This window comes from Roseinatronobacter bogoriensis DSM 18756 (genome assembly GCF_004366635.1).
Lineage (GTDB): Bacteria > Pseudomonadota > Alphaproteobacteria > Rhodobacterales > Rhodobacteraceae > Roseinatronobacter > Roseinatronobacter bogoriensis.
In genome coordinates this window covers 228,786-245,708 of the sequence record NZ_SORN01000005.1, presented here as the reverse complement: position 1 = coordinate 245,708, position 16,923 = coordinate 228,786, and the positions used below count along the sequence as shown (strand labels likewise).

Here is a 16,923-nt window from a genome sequence, read left to right as displayed (position 1 = left end):
CGCTATGACAGATGCCCAAAGGTGTTCCTCTCAGCCGTCGCGCTGGCCGCAACCGTGCTGTTCTGGCTTTGAATATCAATGAGTCTGGAGCCTAGATAGGTCGATCTTTGCAAACCTAAATCCTCTGAAGTTCCAACAAAAAACTTTCATTTGAGATGTCCTATTTGGTAACTATTAACGACGATACTGTCGTGAAACATCACTTTTTACGCTTCTTTTATCGAAGGTTGCATTGTATTTGATGCGAGGCAAGTGTTTTTTAATTTCTTATGCTTATAGTGTGTGACATCTCTCGTTTATCTCATAAGCTGCCCTTTCTTCATACGCTTCATCTCCAAGCCCTCTATCACTCACCCACGCCCGCGGAAGCGCGTTCCCCCTTCACATCCCCCCCATCCCGGCGTATAGCGCCCACTGACCCAATCTAGGAGCCGTTCGGATGCAAGGCAGTGCAAACCTCAACCTGATGATCAAGGCCGCCCGCAAGGCAGGCCGCGCTCTGGTCAAGGACTTCCGCGAGGTCGAGAATTTGCAGGTCTCCAGCAAGGCCGCGGGTGATTTCGTCAGTCGCGCCGATATTGCTGCCGAAAAGATCATCCGCGAAGACCTGATGGAAGCGCGCCCCAATTACGGCTTTCTGGGCGAAGAATCCGCGCCGCTGGAGGGTAAAGACCCCACCCGCCGCTGGATCGTTGACCCGCTGGATGGCACCACCAATTTCCTGCACGGGTTGCCGCATTGGGCCGTGTCCATTGCGCTGGAGTTCAAGGGCGAGATCGTCTCGGCGGTGGTGTTCGACCCGGCCAAGGACGAGATGTTCGTGGCCGAAAAGGGCATGGGCTGCTTCATGAATGACAAGCGTATGCGCGTGTCCAACCGCAACACGATGATCGAATGCATCTTTGCGACCGGCGTGCCCTTTGCCAACAAGAAAACGCTGCCCGCCACCCTGCATGATCTGGCGCAGCTTATGCCCGCCTGCGCCGGTGTGCGGCGTTGGGGGGCGGCGTCGCTAGACCTCGCCTATGTCGCGGCGGGGCGGTATGACGGTTTCTGGGAACGTGAATTGAAGCCTTGGGACCTTGCCGCCGGGCTATTGCTGGTGCGCGAAGCAGGTGGTTTCACCGGCCCCATTCGTGATGGCGAAGGCATTTTCGAGCGCGGCGAGGTGATCGCCGCAAATGCCGAGATTTTTCAGAATTTCGCGAAGATCATTCGCACGCGGCCAGAGTAAGCGTTGAAATGGGCCAGTCATGCTGGCCCAAATTCATTCTGTTTTACCCGCCCCGACTGCGGATAAAGGCGTCGGAAAACCCCATGTGACGCACGGTTCCCAGCGCAGATTGGGCATCGGTTGTGGAACTGAACGGTCCCAACGTTACCACGTCATACCCTTGCGATCTGTGAACCCGCACAGGCAGGCTGGAATTCAGCAATCTGGCGCGCAGCCGCGTGGCATTGGACGGGTTTGCAAAACTGCCCACCTGGACGACAGCCCCATATGCCCCGACAGGGCGATGGGGTGTTTTATGCCCATGATTCTGGCCACCATCCGGCAGGGCGATCGGCGCATTCGGGTCATAGCTTGGGCCATTGTGGATCGGGTCAAGGAACAATGCCGGGCTGATCACACACCGCACCAGCGGGCGGCCCAGCGTGGTGTCAACCAACTGTCCATAAGGGGCGCTTGACGGGCAGGACGGATGGCGCCCAGAGGCGTCCGCGCGTGGCAGGGCGGGCCTGCGTGGCTGGGTCGTGGCGCGTGCAGGTGCGGCGGCTGGCCTAGGTTGCGCAACTGGCGCAGGCGTAGTTTCGGCTGCCGCCTGTTCTTCTGCCGGGGGCGTTTCCGCGTCAGCGACCTCTGCTTCTGGTGCCGCTTCGGCCTGCACCTCAGTGCTTGGGGCCCCGTTGCAGACTGGTTGGCGGTCTGGTCCATAGCGCGGGATCCACGTCACCTCGCCCCCAAAGGTCGAGCGCAGGAACACACAGCCACGACTATCGACATATTCACGCCCCTCAAACCCGGCGGGTGGCAGCTCAGCCGGGCCGAGGCCATTGGTTTGTGCCTGCCCCATCGATGCAAGCCCGGCCGCAAGGCCACAAGCCATCCAAAATCTCTTCATCAAATCCCCCATGGTCACAGCAGCAGAATGCACCCATAGCCCCCATAAAGCAAAGGCTAATTCCCCTTGGGTCGCGGCTATACCGTCCCGAAAATACGGTCGCCAGCATCCCCTAGTCCGGGCACGATATAGCCTTTCTCATTGAGATGCGAATCGACCGAGGCCGTGACGATGCGCACATCGGGATGTTCGCGCGCCATGCACTCCACACCTTCAGGGGCGGCCAGCAGACATATCAGACAAATATCTGTCGCGCCTGCGTCTTTCAGCAGTGATACTGCGGCAGCAGAGGAATTGCCCGTTGCAAGCATCGGGTCGACCGCAATCACCAGCCGGTCAGACAATTCCGTTGGCAATTTGCAATAATACTGCACGGGCCGCAGGGTTTCCTCGTTGCGATACAGGCCGACAAACCCGACCTTGGCCGTCGGGATCACATCCAACACGCCGTCCAGCAGCCCATTGCCCGCCCGCAGGATCGAGACGACGACCGGGTCTGCGCAAGCCAGAACAGGTGCGTCCATGTCTGTCAGCGGTGTTGTGATGGTCTGGGTCTTCAACGGCAGGTCGCGCGCGGCTTCATAGGTCAGCAACAGGCTGATTTCACGCAAAAGCCGGCGAAAATCTGGCCCCGGCGTGCGCGCGTCGCGCATCAGCGAAAGCTTGTGCTGCACAAGCGGGTGATCGACGAGGGTAAGCTTGGGATGGGTCATTTGGCCTCCAGTTTCTTGCAAAGTGCGGTGCGGGTCTGCGCGTCGCAGAAAGCCGCATTCAAGGCGGTATTGTTGATCTGGGCGAAATCTTCGTCTTGCCAATTAAAGGCATTGGCAAGGCCCTGATACTCGCGCGTCATATCAGTGTGAAAAAACGGCGGGTCATCGGTGGAGACGGTCACCAAAACCCCCTTGCGCCGTAATTTGTCAATCGGATGCGCAATAATCTGCGGATACAGGCCCAAGGCGCTATTCGATCCGGGACAGACTTCCAGCACGGTCCCGCTTTCGGCCAGATGCGCAACCAAGGCGTCATCCTCAATGGCGCGCACCCCATGCCCGATGCGCGAGACGCGCAGGTGCTCCAGCGCGTCACGCACCGAATCCGGCCCGCCCCATTCGCCGGCATGTGCCGTCAGCCCAAGCCCCGCTTCGCGCGCAGCGTCGAATGCATAGGCAAACTCGCGCGGGTGAAACTGCGTCTCATCCCCCGCGATGCCGAACCCTGTTATGAACGCCCCCGCCGTTTCCTGTGCGCAGCGCGCGATCTGGCGGGCCTGAACGGGGCCGAAATGGCGGATGCATGTGATACAGCCGCGCAAGGTGATCCCCACCTGCGCCTCTGCCGTGGCGGCGGCTGCTTCCATCGCGGCAAGGTAGTCACGCCACGCGATCAGGTCGCCGCCACCGCAAAAATCGGGCGACAGGAAGGCTTCGGAATAGAGGACATTGTGACTGGCCGATTGTTCCAGCACCGCAAGGGTCAGGTCGTGAAAATCCTGCGGGTTGGTCAAGACCGTGCAAGCCGCTTCATACACGCGCAGGAAATCCGGGAAATCGGAATAGGCATAATTGCCGCGTTCATCGAAGATTTTCGACAGGTCAACCTTTTTGCGCGCAGCAAGGCTGCGGATAAATTCTGGCGGTGCTGCGCCTTCCAGATGCAGGTGCAATTCCACCTTCGGCAACGGGCGCAAATCGATCATGGCAGAAAACTCCGTCCGGGGCCCTGCGCCGGGATGCTGAGATGCGCCGCGATGCTTGCGGCAACATCAGAGAAGGCGCAATGCCCAATCTCACCCGCGCCGGTGCCTGCCACAAGAACAGGCACCCGCTCTCGTGTGTGATCGGTGCCCGGGGCTGTCGGATCATTGCCATGATCGGCGGTGATAACCATCATATCCCCCGGTCGCAACTGTGCCAATGCCAGCCCCGCGACCTTGTCAAAGCGTTCCAGCGCGCGGGCATAGCCGGCCACATCGCGCGGGTGGCCATACAGGCTGTCAAATTCAACAAAGTTGCAAAAGGTCAAGGAATTATCCTCTCCCTCGCCGATCAGCCGCAATAAATGTTCGAAAAGTGTAAGGTCATCGGCACCCTTATGCACGGCATTGATCCCTTTTCCGGAGAAGATATCGCTGATTTTACCCACGGCATGTACATGCCCACCGGCAGCTTGCACCCAATCGCACAAGGTTGGCGCAGGTGGGGCAATCGCAAAGTCGCGCCGGTTGCCCGTCCGCGAAAACCCGCGCTGCGCATCGCCGACAAAGGGGCGCGCAATGACACGACCAACGCGCATCTCATGCAGGACGGGCGCAAGCGCTATGCAAAGGGCATATAACCGCTCCAGACCGAACCCGTCTTCATGCGCGGCAATCTGAAAGACGCTGTCTGCCGAAGTGTAGCAGATCGGCCAACCGCTGCGCAGATGCTCTGGCCCCAATTCCTCGATAATCGGGATTCCGGCTGCATGGCAATTACCCAGAATTCCTTCTGTTCCGGACAGAGCGCAGACTTGCCGGACCAAAGCATCCGGGAAGGCAGGCGTGGTTCTTGGAAAGTAAGTCCAGTCCCACGGCACAGGAACCCCTGCCAGTTCCCAATGCCCGGATGGCGTGTCCTTTCCAAGCGAGGCTTCGGTTGCTGCCCCCCAGCGCCCTGTTGGAACGGCCTGTAACCCCGGAGTCTGCGCCCCCGACGCCAGACGGATTGCCGCGCCAAGCCCAAGCCCGTCCAAAACCGGCAATGTCAGGGGGCCACTGCGCCCGACCTCGGCTTGCCCCGCGGCACAAGCCTGCGCGATATGGGCCAGTGTATTGGCCCCCTCATCGCCAAAATCCGCCGCATCCGGCGCACCACCACATCCCACAGAATCGAGCACAACAAGAAAAGCGCGCGGCATCACGCCTGATCCATATGACCAACGCCAAAAGCCCCAGGCAACAATTCAGCCACGCTCACCGTCAGCCGCGCGCCCTGAAGCGAGCACAATGTCACCTGCACATCCTGCGCCGCAAATTCCGCTATTTTCTGGCGGCACCCGCCGCAAGGGGGGACAGGGCTGGGGCTGTCGGCAACCACGACAAGTTCGGTGATCGTCGTATCACCTGCGGCCACCATCGCGGCAATCGCCCCTGCTTCTGCACAGGTCCCCTCTGGATAGGCGACATTCTCGACATTGCAGCCAACATATACCGCGCCGGACCCAGAACGCAGCGCCGCGCCCACTTTGAAATCGGAATAGGGCGCATAGGCGTTTTCGCGCACCTTGCATGCGGCATCATAGAGCGACATTCTTACCTCCGGCAATTTTGCGGATTTTGCGCTGCAAGCAGGCGCTTTGCAAGCCAAGAGCGACATGTCGCATCAGAAGCAGGAACACCAGTGCCAGAAAACCGGACTTGTCGTCAGAAAATATTTGTTTAATGCTAAACAAATGCCGCCGGAGGGAGAAAACATGCCTGATAACTTGACAGATGACGCACGCCACCCGGCGCTTTTGTATCATGAATTCCCCCGCCCCGGTAAGCTAGAGGTGCGCCCGACCAAGCCATTGGCGAATGGCTATGATCTGTCGCGCGCCTACTCTCCCGGCGTGGCCGAAGCTTGTATGGAGATCAAGGCCAACCCCGATGACGCGGCCCGCTATACGACGCGCGGCAATCTGGTGGCGGTGGTGACCAATGGCACAGCGGTGCTGGGGCTAGGCAATATCGGCGCACTGGCATCCAAGCCGGTGATGGAAGGCAAAGCCGTGCTTTTCAAGAAATTCGCCAATATTGACTGTTTCGACATCGAACTGGACGAATCCGACCCAGAGAAGCTGGCCGAGATTGTCTGCGCGATGGAGCCGACCTTTGGCGCAATCAATCTTGAAGACATCAAGGCCCCTGACTGCTTCATTGTTGAGAAAATCTGCCGCGAGCGGATGGGCATTCCGGTTTTCCATGACGACCAGCACGGCACCGCTATCGTTGTAGGCGCCGCCGCGACGAATGCGTTGCGCGTCGTGGGCAAACGCTTTGAAGACATCAAGATCGTCAGCACAGGCGGCGGCGCTGCCGGAATCGCCTGCCTCAACATGTTGGTGAAACTGGGCGTAAGGCGCGAGAATATCTGGCTATGTGACATTCACGGGCTTGTGTATGAAGGCCGCGAGCTGGACATGAACCCGCAGAAGGCCGCATTTGCCCAAAAAACCGACAAGCGCAGCCTGAGCGAGGTGGTCGAAGGCGCAGACCTGTTCCTTGGCCTGTCTGGCCCGGGAGTTCTGACACCAGAACACGTGGCAAAGATGAGCGCCCGCCCGATCATCTTCGCACTTGCAAACCCGATGCCCGAGATCCTGCCAGATGTCGTACGCGAAGTTGCACCGGATGCGATCATTGCCACTGGCCGTTCTGATTTCCCGAATCAGGTCAATAACGTCCTGTGTTTCCCCTTCATTTTTCGGGGCGCACTGGATGTCGGCGCGACCGAGATCAATGACGCCATGCAGATTGGCTGTGTCGAGGGGATCGCCGCATTGGCCCGCGCCACGACCAGCGCCGAAGCCGCCGCTGCCTATAAGGGCGAGCAGCTAAGTTTCGGCCCTGACTACCTAATCCCCAAGCCCTTCGATCCGCGCCTTATGGGGGTTGTTGCAAGTTCTGTGGCCAGGGCGGCGATGGAGTCTGGCGTGGCAAAGCGTCCGGTTGCGGATCTTGAAGCCTACAAGGCGGAACTGGATGCCTCTGTCTTCCGCTCTGCCATGATCATGCGCCCGGTCTTTGAGACCGCCCGTCAGACAGAGCGGCGCATTGTCTTTGCCGAAGGCGAAGATGAACGCGTATTGCGCGCGGCGTCGGCCATGTTGGAAGAAACCGTCGAAGTCCCCATCCTGATTGGTCGCCCCGACGTGATCGAGATGCGCCTTGAACGCGCGGGCCTGTCGATCAAGCCCGGGCGCGATTTCGAATTGGTCAACCCACAGGACGACCCGCGCTACCGCGATTACTGGCAAAGCTATCATTCAATCATGCAGCGCCGCGGAGTAACCCCCGACCTTGCCCGCGCGATCATGCGCACCAACACTACGGCGATTGGCGCAATCATGGTGCACAGGGGTGACGCCGACAGCCTGATTTGCGGCACATTCGGGCAGTTCCTGTGGCACTTGAATTATGTCACCCAGATTCTGGGCAATGCCGAACGCCACCCGGTAGGCGCCCTGTCGTTGATGATCCAGCAAGAGGGCAATCTGTTCATTGCCGATACGCAGGTCCACCCAAACCCCACACCCGAACAGATTGCCGAAACCGCCATTGGTGCCGCGCGCCATGTGGGCCGGTTTGGAATAGCACCGAAGATTGCCTTGTGTTCACACAGCCAGTTCGGCAACCTCGACACGCCTTCGGGGCGCAACATGCGGGCCGCCCTTGAGATACTGGACGCGCAGGGCGTGGACTTCGACTATGAAGGCGAGATGCATGTTGACGCCGCCCTTGACCCTGAATTGCGTGCACGTCTGATGCCGAATGCCCGCTTTTCAGAGCCTGCGAATGTGTTGATCTTTGCCAATACCGATGCCGCCAGCGGTGTGCGCAATATCCTGAAAGCGCGCGGGGGCGCGCTGGAGGTTGGGCCGATCCTGATGGGAATGGCGAATACAGCGCATATTGTGACCCCCTCGATCACGGCGCGTGGGTTGCTGAACATGTCGGCACTGGCAGGGACGCCGGTTGCGCAATACGGCTAGCAAACTTGCCACCGCAAGTTTGCAAAGCCGCGCGCGCACCCTGAAATCTGCGCTGACCGCCCATAAGTTTGCAAATCTTACCCCAAAAAGCGTGTGAGTTTTGCAAATTTTTTTGCGTTGGCCCAGAGTGTTGCCGGTAACAGGCATTGCAGCGCGGCTTCCCTGTCGTCTATTCCTTGTTGCGGCATATCTTGGGAGGGAACCACATGCGCTACGCTCAACTTCATCAAAGATCCATCACCGACCCGAACGGCTTCTGGATGGAACAGGCGCAAGCGATAGACTGGACGACCCCGCCATCGAAAGCCTTGTTTGACGACAAGGCCCCGCTCTTTGAGTGGTTCAGGGATGGGCAGGTCAACACATGCTGGAACGCTCTCGACCGTCATGTTGAAAATGGGCGCGCAGATCAGCTCGCCGTGATTCATGACAGCCCTGTCACCAACTCGATCACCCGCCTGACCTATCGCGAAATGCGCGACCAAGTCGCAAAGCTGGCCGGCGCACTGTCCGCGCAGGGGGTCACCAAGGGGGACAGGGTAATCATCTATATGCCAATGGTGCCAGAGGCCCTGATGGCCATGCTCGCCTGTGCAAGGCTGGGGGCAATTCACTCGGTCGTATTTGGCGGCTTTGCGGCGCATGAACTGGCTGTGCGGATCAATGATGCGAAACCGAAATGTGTGATCGCAGGATCTTGCGGGATAGAGCCGGGGCGCGTTGTCGCCTATAAACCCCTGCTTGACGGCGCTATCGCCGAAGCCACCCACAAGCCGGATTTCTGCGTGATCTTGCAGCGCGATGCCCTTCAGGCAGAGCTGATTGCAGGGCGTGACCATGACTGGGCCGAATTCGTGAAAGATGCAGCCCCCGCTGATTGCGTTCCTGTCGAAGGGAGCCATCCGGCGTATATCCTCTATACCTCTGGCACGACAGGCCAGCCAAAGGGCGTGATTCGCGCAACCGCCGGGCATCTGGTGGCGCTGAACTGGTCGATGAAGAATATCTACAATGTGGATCCCGGCGACGTGTTCTGGGCCGCATCGGACGTGGGTTGGGTCGTGGGGCACAGCTACATCTGTTATGCGCCGCTGATTACGGGCAACACGACGATTGTGTTTGAGGGCAAACCCGTTGGCACACCCGATGCGGGCACCTTCTGGCGCGTGATTTCCGAACATAAGGTCAAAAGTTTTTTCACCGCGCCCACCGCCTTTCGCGCAGTCAAGCGCGAAGACCCGAAGGGCGACTATGTCGGCAAATACGACCTCTCTTGCCTCAAGACCGTATATCTGGCCGGCGAGCGCGCGGACCCTGACACGATCATCTGGGCGCAAGAACAGTTGAAAGTGCCAGTCATTGACCACTGGTGGCAAACCGAAACCGGCTGGGCCATTGCCGCAAACCCTGTGGGTTACGAAGCCCTCCCCGTCAAACTCGGCTCGCCCGCTGTTGCCATGCCGGGCTATAACCTGCAGGTGCTGGACGAAGGTGGCCACCCGGTGCCCCCCGGCACATTGGGTGCGATTGCGCTCAAACTGCCCCTGCCCCCTGGCACGTTGCCCACCCTATGGAACGCAGAAGCACGCTTTCACAAAAGCTATTTAGACCAGTTTCCCGGCTATTATGCGACGGGTGACGCGGGCTATATGGATGAGGATGGCTATGTCTATATCATGGCCCGCACGGATGACGTGATCAATGTGGCCGGGCACCGGCTTTCGACCGGCGCGATGGAAGAAGTTCTGGCCAGCCATCCAGATGTGGCAGAATGCGCCGTGATTGGCGTATCAGATGACCTGAAAGGCCAGTTGCCGCTGGGCTTTTTGTGCCTGAACAAAGGTGCTGATCGCAAGAATGACGAGATTGTTGATGAATGCGTGCGACTTGTGCGTGATCAGATCGGCCCGGTCGCGGCCTTCAAGCTTGCTGTTGTGGTCGATAGATTGCCCAAAACCCGTTCTGGCAAGATATTGCGGGCCACGATGGTCAACATAGCAGACAGCAAACCGTTCAAGGTACCTGCAACTATTGACGACCCCATAATCTTGGACGAGATTGCGGTGGAGCTTAAAAAGCTAGGATATGCAAGAAGTTGACAAAGTTGACGTTGCGTAAGCGTATAGCGCTTACGCTTTCGTCTAGGTTGGCAGTTGATTCAGAACAATGTAAATCACTTTAAGATTGAATACTCTTTATTGCAGGGCGAATTGATCGTCTCCCCTTTCTCGCAAAGGCACCCATGACAGCCCGGATATGTGATCAAATGCAATTGGACGCACTTCTGAGTTTGGGAGGGCGCGCGCTAAGCGACCAATTTGTCGCTGATCTTGCGCGGTGCGAGACGCATTTTATTGAAGCGCTTGGCGTGGCATCAACGGACAAACGGCAAGGGCTGGAATTGGCGCGGCGTGCCTTGCACGAGTTGCGCGGCATAGCGCTGACCGTTGGTGCCACATCGCTGAGCCGCCAATGCGCCAAGGCGGAAGCACTTTGTGACCTTGGCCATCTTCAGGACGTTGTAGAAGCGCGCGCAGAAATCCTTGCAACTTGCGACGCATTGACAAAACTGATCCGGGACTATCCCGAAGGGACATCGTTATGAGCGCTGATGGATCATCTTCGGCGGGGCAACTGCTACTGGTAGAAGATACGCCATCGCTGCTGATGCTGTATCGGACAGTGCTGAACAGGGCTGGTTACAGCGCAATCAGCGCGACAAATGGGACCGAGGCGCTCGAAAAATTCGATGTGCACAGGCCCGGTGTCATCATGTTGGACCTCATGCTGCCCGACATGGACGGTATGGCCGTCATGCGCGAGATACTGGCAAAACAACCAACAACGCGCGTGATTGTCATCACGGCCAACGGGTCTATCGACAAGGCGCTCGAGGCCACCCGCAAAGGGGCCTATGAATTTCTGGTAAAGCCACTGGGTGACCAGCGTCTTGTTGCGGCAGTCGCCAATGCCCTGTCAGAATTCCGGACACAGTCAGGTGCGGCCAAAGCCTTGCTGCACACCCCATATAATCTGCCGCTGGCAGATTTTCTGGGCAATTCGGACGTGATGCGGCACCTGACCCAGAAGATCAAAGCGGTCGCGAAATCAATGGCCCCAGTCTTTATTCTTGGCGAAAGAGGGACCGGCAAGAAAACCATAGCGCGCATGGTACATGAACAATCGCAGCGCGCGACACGACCTTTGGTTAGCATCAATTGCTCAGAGCATCCCAGCGACGAGTTGGAAGCTATGTTGTTTGGCAGCGTGGCGGGCACAAATGGCGACAGGGTCGAAACTGCTGGTGTGTTCAAAAACGCAGATGGTGGCACGCTGCTGCTAGAAAACCCGCAGGACATGCCCGCAGAGTTACAGGCGCGGCTGGTTTCCGTTTTGCAAGCTGGCAGCTACACCCCTGCTGCCGGTGCTGCACCCGTACCAATTGATATTCGCCTGATCAGCTGCGCCCGCGTCCACCCAACCGAAGAAATGCATGCAGGCCGCCTGAACGAAGACCTCTATTACAGGCTTTTCGTTATTCCGTTAACGGTGCCACCGCTCAGCAAACGCGGCGATGACATCGTGCAACTGGCCACAAGTTTTCTGGTCCGCATCGCGCGGCAGGAAGGCAAGACATTCACAACAGTATCGGATGATGCTGCGCGCATATTGTTGAACCAACAGTGGCACGGAAATATTCGGGAACTGATCAACGTATTGCGCCATGCGGTCGTCTTGTACCAGGGGCCAAACCTGACCGATGAAATGCTGCCGGAAGACATGATCACCCATGCGCACACGTCCAATCCTAACGCGAAGCACGATGATGCGCTGCACGGCTTTGAGGCGGCGATCAAAGGCTTGACGATGGCAGAGATCGAGCAGCGCGCTGTCATGGCCGCGATCGAGCGGCACGCGGGGTCGATTCCGCAAGCCGCCCGCGAACTGGACATCGCCCCCTCGACCATCTACCGCAAACGCGATGTATGGACAAAACCCAAAGACTGACCGCGCGCGCAGCATTCTGATCACTGGCTGTTCCTCAGGGATCGGCTATCATGCAGCACATGCGCTTCATGCCCGGGGCTGGCATGTCTTTGCGACCTGCCGACAAGAACATGATTGCATCCGCCTGCGCAACGAGGGGCTGGAAAGTCTCCGGCTGGATTACACCGACACAGTGTCCATTCGTAGCGCGATGCGTCTGGTGCTGGATGCGACGGGCGGGACGCTGGATGCGCTATTCAATAATGGGGCCTATGCCATTCCGGGCGCAACCGAAGACCTGCCCACCGATGCATTGCGCGCTTTATTCGAAACAAATCTTTTCGGCTGGCATGAGCTGACACGACAAGTCCTGCCGGTCATGCGTGCGCAGGGCCATGGCCGCATCGTGCAGAATTCTTCCGTGCTGGGGCTGGCGGCCTTGAAATGGCGCGGGGCCTATGTGGCCACGAAATTTGCGCTTGAAGGGCTGACAGATGTGATGCGGCTGGAACTTGCAGACACTGGCATTCACGTCTGCCTGATCGAACCGGGTCCGATAACCTCGCGGATCCGCGAAAATTCGATCCCGCATTTCGAGGCCTGGATCGACTGGCAGAACAGCCCCCGCGCAGAGCAATATCGCGACAGCCTGCTGGCGCGTCTGTATGACAAGCGCGACCCCGATTTCTTTGAACTGCCCCCCGAAGCCGTGACCCGCCGCCTTATCCACGCGATCGAGGCACGGCGCCCCAAACCACGCTACTATGTCACCACACCCACGCGACTGCTGGGCAGTATCCGACGGGTCTTGCCCACACGTGCGCTGGACTGGATCCTTGGCAAATTGTAACCGGGTGCAAGATTAAGGGTCGCAATCACGCGCAACCTCGCTAAGTTGCTGCACCAACGACACGCCCTGCGAAGAAGGAATGCGCCATGCTGACTGACCCACTTTTTCTGCTTGCCGCTGCGGCGTCGCTGGTGGTTCTGGTCGTTCTGGCCGTGGGCATTGGCGGTTTCGCGCGCGGCGGAGAGTTTAACCGCAAACACGGCAACCGCATGATGCGCTGGCGTATCTATGCGCAATTTGGCGCGGTCGTGCTGATCATGATTTTTGTCTATTTCCGTTCTAAAGGAGCCTGAGATGGTCGTGCTGAACAAGATCTATACCCGAACCGGCGACGCGGGCGAGACCGCCCTTGGCAATGGCGCGCGCGTGGCCAAACACGCGCAGCGCGTCACGGCCTATGGCACTGTGGATGAGTTGAATGCCGCAATCGGTGTTGCGCGCCTGCACGCCACAGGTGACATGGTCGCTGCGTTTTCGCGAATTCAGAATGACCTTTTCGATCTGGGCGCCGACCTGTGCCGCCCCGATATGGAACGCGACGCCGAAGCGGAATACACACCCCTGCGCATCATCCCATCGCAGATAGACAGGCTGGAATCCGAGATTGACAGCATGAATGCTAATCTCCAACCCTTGCGCAGCTTCATCTTGCCCGGTGGCTCTGCCCTCGCGGCGCATCTGCATGTCTGCCGGACCATCGCGCGCCGGGCCGAACGGGAAACCGTGGCACTGTCGGCAATGGAGACGGTGAACGAATCGGCGGTGAAATACCTGAACCGTTTGTCCGACTGGTTCTTCGTTGCGGGCCGTATTGCCAATAATAACGGGGCCGATGACATTCTTTGGGTTCCCGGCGCGAACCGTTAGCGCCCCCAGTTGTCAAAACGCGGCGTCGTTAGGGATAGATGCGTCGATTTTGCACTGTTTTCCACCGACTCGCCCCGCTACAAACACCTGAGGAAATAAATTGGGAGAAACACGCTGATGAAGGTGCTCGTGCCAGTCAAGCGCGTGATCGACTATAACGTGAAAGTCCGCGTCAAGGCGGATGGCAGCGGTGTCGATCTGGCGAATGTCAAAATGTCGATGAATCCGTTTGACGAAATTGCTGTCGAAGAGGCAATCCGCCTGAAAGAGGCCGGCGTCGCCACGGAAATCGTAGCCGTTTCCATTGGTGTGAAACAGGCGCAGGAAACACTGCGCACAGCGCTGGCGATGGGCGCGGACCGCGCCATCGTGATCGTGGCCACAGACGATGTGCATACCGATATCGAACCGCTGGCCGTTGCAAAACTGCTTAAGGCCGTGATCGACGAAGAACAGCCCGGCTTGGTGCTGTGCGGCAAACAGGCCATTGACAATGACATGAATGCAACCGGCCAGATGCTGGGCGCATTGACGGGTTGGGCGCAGGCAACCTTCGCCTCAGAAGTCAAGATCGAGGGCGAGAATGCCATCGTCACGCGCGAGGTTGATGGCGGTTTGCAGACCATCAAGGTCAAGCTGCCTGCAATTGTCAGCGTTGATCTGCGCCTGAACGAGCCGCGCTATGCCTCGTTGCCCAATATCATGAAGGCCAAGAAAAAGCCGCTCGATGAAAAAACACCGGCCGATTACGGCGTCGATATCAGCCCGCGACTGAGCGTGGTCAAGACCAGCGAGCCCGCCGCACGTGCAGCGGGTGTAAAAGTGGCCTCGGTTGACGAATTGGTCGCGAAACTCAAAGACGAAGCGGGGGTGATCTGATGGCGGTTCTTCTTCTGGCAGAAGTCACCGATGGCGCGCTGAATATCGACGCGACATCAAAAGCGGTCGCCGCGGCAAAAACCCTTGGCGATGTGACGGTGCTCTGCGCCGGGGCATCTGCGTCAGCAGCGGCCGCAGATGCGGCCAAGATTGACGGTGTGGCAAAAGTGCTCTGCGCCGAGGATGCCTCGCTCGGGCACAGGCTGGCCGAACCCACGGCAGCGCTGATCGTGTCGCTTGCGGGGGATTACAGCCATATCGTGGCACCAGCCACGACCGATGCCAAAAACATCCTGCCGCGTGTCGCGGCCTTGCTGGATGTCATGATCCTGTCGGATGTGTCAGGCGTCGTCGACGCAGACACATTCGAGCGCCCGATCTATGCAGGCAACGCGATCCAGACCGTCAAATCCTCGGATGCGACCAAAGTCATCTCTTTCCGCACCTCCAGCTTCGAGGCGGCGGGCCAGGGCGGGTCGGCAAATGTTGAGGCGATCAGCGCGGCCCCGAATCCCGGCCTGTCCGATTGGGTCGAGGATAAGGTTGCCGCCAGTGACCGCCCCGAACTGACTTCGGCCAAGGTTGTTGTCTCGGGCGGGCGTGGCGTCGGGTCCGAAGATGATTTCAAGATCATCGAAGGGTTGGCCGACAAGCTGGGCGCGGCAGTAGGTGCATCGCGTGCGGCGGTCGATTCGGGCTATGCCCCCAATGATTGGCAGGTTGGCCAGACCGGCAAGGTCGTGGCCCCGGACCTGTATATCGCAGTCGGTATCTCTGGCGCGATCCAGCACCTTGCAGGCATGAAAGACAGCAAGATCATCGTTGCGATCAACAAGGATGAGGAAGCACCGATCTTTCAGGTGGCCGATTACGGGCTGGTCGGCGATCTGTTCACACTGGTGCCGGAACTGACCGAGAAACTCTGAGCGCATTTACTTGCCAGATCAGGGCCGCCCCTAATAGGGCGGCCTTTGTCATGCAAGATACCCAAGCAAAGGCGGTTTATTCGTTGCCGATTCCAAAGCGCGCCCTCCAGCTTGGCAGCGCATCATCTGGCAACGCCTCCGCCTCATACACGCCCCGCGCGATCGCGCGCGCGAGACAGGTTGATGCCGCATGGCCGATCTCCAGCAATGCGGGTGCCTCTACCTTCGGTTTGGCAGCGGTTGAAACAGCAAAAACCAGATCGCCGTCAAATAGCGTGTGTGATGGCACAATCGCCCGCGCGATGCCGTCATGCGCCGCAATTGCCATGCGGGTAAGCTGCGCCTGATCAAGGGCTGCATCTGTTGCGACAATTGCGATGGTCGTCGCCTCGCGCGACAGTTTCGTCAGCGGCACGGGTGCCGCAGTTCCGACGCCAAGCCCGCCAAATTCACCCCCATATTCGAACGGAGCCGCCCAGAATTCCGGCCCCTGCCCCATCGTCACACAGCCCACAGGGTTCACTGCCACCAGCGCTCCAACTGTAACGCCCGAGGCCAACACCCAAGACGCAGAGCCGATTCCGCCCTTCAACCGGGCTGTCGTGGCGCCATAACCTGCCCCGGCTGTGCCCAGCGCAAATCCTTGGGTAGCGTTATCCAGTGCAGCGCGGCCCATGCCCGCATAGGGGTTGTGCAGCCAGTCCTTGGCCCCACCATTGGCCAGATCAAACAGGATTGCAGCGGGAACAATCGGCACGCGCATATCGCCCACAGGAAAGCCACGCCCCATTTTGCGCAACCCTTCCATGACGCCAGATGCCGCGTCCAGCCCGAAGGCCGACCCCCCAGACAGAACGAGGGCATCCACCTTTTGCACCAGCCGGTCTGGGGCAAGAAGCTCTGTCTCTCGCGCGCCCGGCGCCCCGCCCATGACATGGACGCCCGCGCGCAAAGGCATGTCGGCACAAAGCACTGTGACGCCACTGCGCAATGCGCGCTCATGACTATGACCAACACGCAGCCCGGCGACATCGGTTATCAGGTTGCGCGGTCCCGGTGCCTCGGTCATGTTTCACCGCTCATGTGCAGTCCTCGCGCTGCCAGAAAGCCAGAAGATCAGCCGCAGTACATGCACCTGCCTTGCCAAGCATAACGTAATGCACATCCGCCGCGACCATCGCCGCCAAGCGCCAGACATGTTGGGCACGCTGTCCGGTTTCCCCCACCTCTTCAAACACAACCTGCGCCGCATCCGCAGCCGAGGCGAGCGCGACAGTTAGTTCCAAAGCTGGCGCATCGGGCCATTGCACTGCCAAGCTGTGTGGAACCTGATCAAGGGCCTGAGCCGGGTCGCAAATCGCCTGCGCAACGACTTCGATCATCGCGTCCAACCGCTGCACACTCATGAGGCAGCAGCATTGTTCTTGTCGCGCGCTTTGGTCACGCGGATGACAGCGCTTATACGCATGAAACTCACCGTTCGATGCTGATGCCAGACGGCACAGGACATAGTGTTAACCCGCGCGAGAAAGTGGCGCAACGGCCCATCGGATAGCCT

17 protein-coding genes are annotated in these 16,923 nt (G+C 59.0%); 10 read left to right on the top strand and 7 right to left on the bottom strand.

What is annotated here, in order from left to right; all coding sequences use genetic code 11:
• The first annotated feature begins 439 nt into the window (after positions 1-439).
• On the top strand, positions 440-1,234 hold the full coding sequence (locus EV660_RS12860) for an inositol monophosphatase family protein (protein WP_071480383.1): 795 nt from the start codon (positions 440-442) through the stop codon (positions 1,232-1,234).
• A gap of 43 nt (positions 1,235-1,277) precedes the next feature.
• On the opposite strand, the gene EV660_RS12855 is transcribed toward EV660_RS12860, so the two are convergent.
• From EV660_RS12855 to EV660_RS12835, 5 genes are all read right to left on the bottom strand, one after another.
• Positions 1,278-2,123, bottom strand: a complete 846-nt coding sequence (locus EV660_RS12855) for an SPOR domain-containing protein (protein ID WP_134013936.1) — start codon at positions 2,121-2,123, stop codon at positions 1,278-1,280.
• 77 nt (positions 2,124-2,200) lie between these two features.
• Positions 2,201-2,836 carry a uracil phosphoribosyltransferase gene (gene upp, locus EV660_RS12850; protein ID WP_071480381.1) on the bottom strand — a complete coding sequence of 212 codons (636 nt, stop codon included), beginning with the start codon at positions 2,834-2,836 and terminating at the stop codon, positions 2,201-2,203.
• Positions 2,833-3,822 (bottom strand): adenosine deaminase, encoded by a 990-nt coding sequence (locus EV660_RS12845; RefSeq protein WP_071480380.1) that lies wholly within the window; start codon positions 3,820-3,822, stop codon positions 2,833-2,835. The genes upp and EV660_RS12845 overlap by 4 nt, the downstream gene beginning before the upstream one ends.
• Entirely contained in the window at positions 3,819-5,021 is a 1,203-nt protein-coding gene (locus EV660_RS12840) for a phosphopentomutase (RefSeq protein ID WP_071480379.1), read from the bottom strand. The genes EV660_RS12845 and EV660_RS12840 overlap by 4 nt, the downstream gene beginning before the upstream one ends.
• Complete coding sequence (locus EV660_RS12835; protein ID WP_084634814.1) at positions 5,021-5,479, bottom strand: cytidine deaminase; 459 nt, start codon at positions 5,477-5,479, stop codon at positions 5,021-5,023. The genes EV660_RS12840 and EV660_RS12835 overlap by 1 nt, the downstream gene beginning before the upstream one ends.
• 97 nt (positions 5,480-5,576) lie before the next feature.
• Here EV660_RS12835 and EV660_RS12830 point away from each other — a divergent pair, with 97 nt between their 5' ends.
• From EV660_RS12830 to EV660_RS12790, 9 genes are all read left to right on the top strand, one after another.
• Positions 5,577-7,856, top strand: coding sequence for an NADP-dependent malic enzyme (locus EV660_RS12830; RefSeq protein ID WP_071482015.1), 2,280 nt, complete (start codon positions 5,577-5,579; stop codon positions 7,854-7,856).
• 206 nt (positions 7,857-8,062) lie between these two features.
• Positions 8,063-9,955: a propionyl-CoA synthetase gene (locus EV660_RS12825; protein WP_071482014.1), complete on the top strand. Its 1,893-nt coding sequence runs from the start codon at positions 8,063-8,065 to the stop codon at positions 9,953-9,955.
• Positions 9,956-10,122: 167 nt separating this feature from the next.
• On the top strand, positions 10,123-10,461 hold the full coding sequence (locus EV660_RS12820) for an Hpt domain-containing protein (RefSeq protein WP_157798920.1): 339 nt from the start codon (positions 10,123-10,125) through the stop codon (positions 10,459-10,461).
• Positions 10,458-11,864, top strand: a complete 1,407-nt coding sequence (locus EV660_RS12815; RefSeq protein WP_071480376.1) for a sigma-54-dependent transcriptional regulator — start codon at positions 10,458-10,460, stop codon at positions 11,862-11,864. Before EV660_RS12820 ends, EV660_RS12815 begins: the two co-directional genes overlap by 4 nt.
• Complete coding sequence (locus tag EV660_RS12810; RefSeq protein ID WP_071480375.1) at positions 11,839-12,693, top strand: SDR family oxidoreductase; 855 nt, start codon at positions 11,839-11,841, stop codon at positions 12,691-12,693. Before EV660_RS12815 ends, EV660_RS12810 begins: the two co-directional genes overlap by 26 nt.
• 86 nt (positions 12,694-12,779) lie before the next feature.
• Positions 12,780-12,986, top strand: coding sequence for a twin transmembrane helix small protein (locus tag EV660_RS12805; protein ID WP_071480374.1), 207 nt, complete (start codon positions 12,780-12,782; stop codon positions 12,984-12,986).
• Between the two features lies 1 nt (position 12,987).
• Positions 12,988-13,560 (top strand): cob(I)yrinic acid a,c-diamide adenosyltransferase, encoded by a 573-nt coding sequence (locus EV660_RS12800; RefSeq protein ID WP_071480373.1) that lies wholly within the window; start codon positions 12,988-12,990, stop codon positions 13,558-13,560.
• Between the two features lie 117 nt (positions 13,561-13,677).
• Positions 13,678-14,439 (top strand): electron transfer flavoprotein subunit beta/FixA family protein, encoded by a 762-nt coding sequence (locus EV660_RS12795; RefSeq protein ID WP_071480372.1) that lies wholly within the window; start codon positions 13,678-13,680, stop codon positions 14,437-14,439.
• Positions 14,439-15,365 (top strand): electron transfer flavoprotein subunit alpha/FixB family protein, encoded by a 927-nt coding sequence (locus EV660_RS12790; RefSeq protein WP_071480371.1) that lies wholly within the window; start codon positions 14,439-14,441, stop codon positions 15,363-15,365. The genes EV660_RS12795 and EV660_RS12790 overlap by 1 nt, the downstream gene beginning before the upstream one ends.
• Positions 15,366-15,441: 76 nt before the next feature.
• On the opposite strand, the gene EV660_RS12785 is transcribed toward EV660_RS12790, so the two are convergent.
• Entirely contained in the window at positions 15,442-16,434 is a 993-nt protein-coding gene (locus EV660_RS12785; RefSeq protein WP_071480370.1) for a P1 family peptidase, read from the bottom strand.
• A gap of 10 nt (positions 16,435-16,444) precedes the next feature.
• On the bottom strand, positions 16,445-16,747 hold the full coding sequence (locus tag EV660_RS12780; RefSeq protein ID WP_134013938.1) for a hypothetical protein: 303 nt from the start codon (positions 16,745-16,747) through the stop codon (positions 16,445-16,447).
• Between the last annotated feature and the right edge of the window lie 176 nt (positions 16,748-16,923).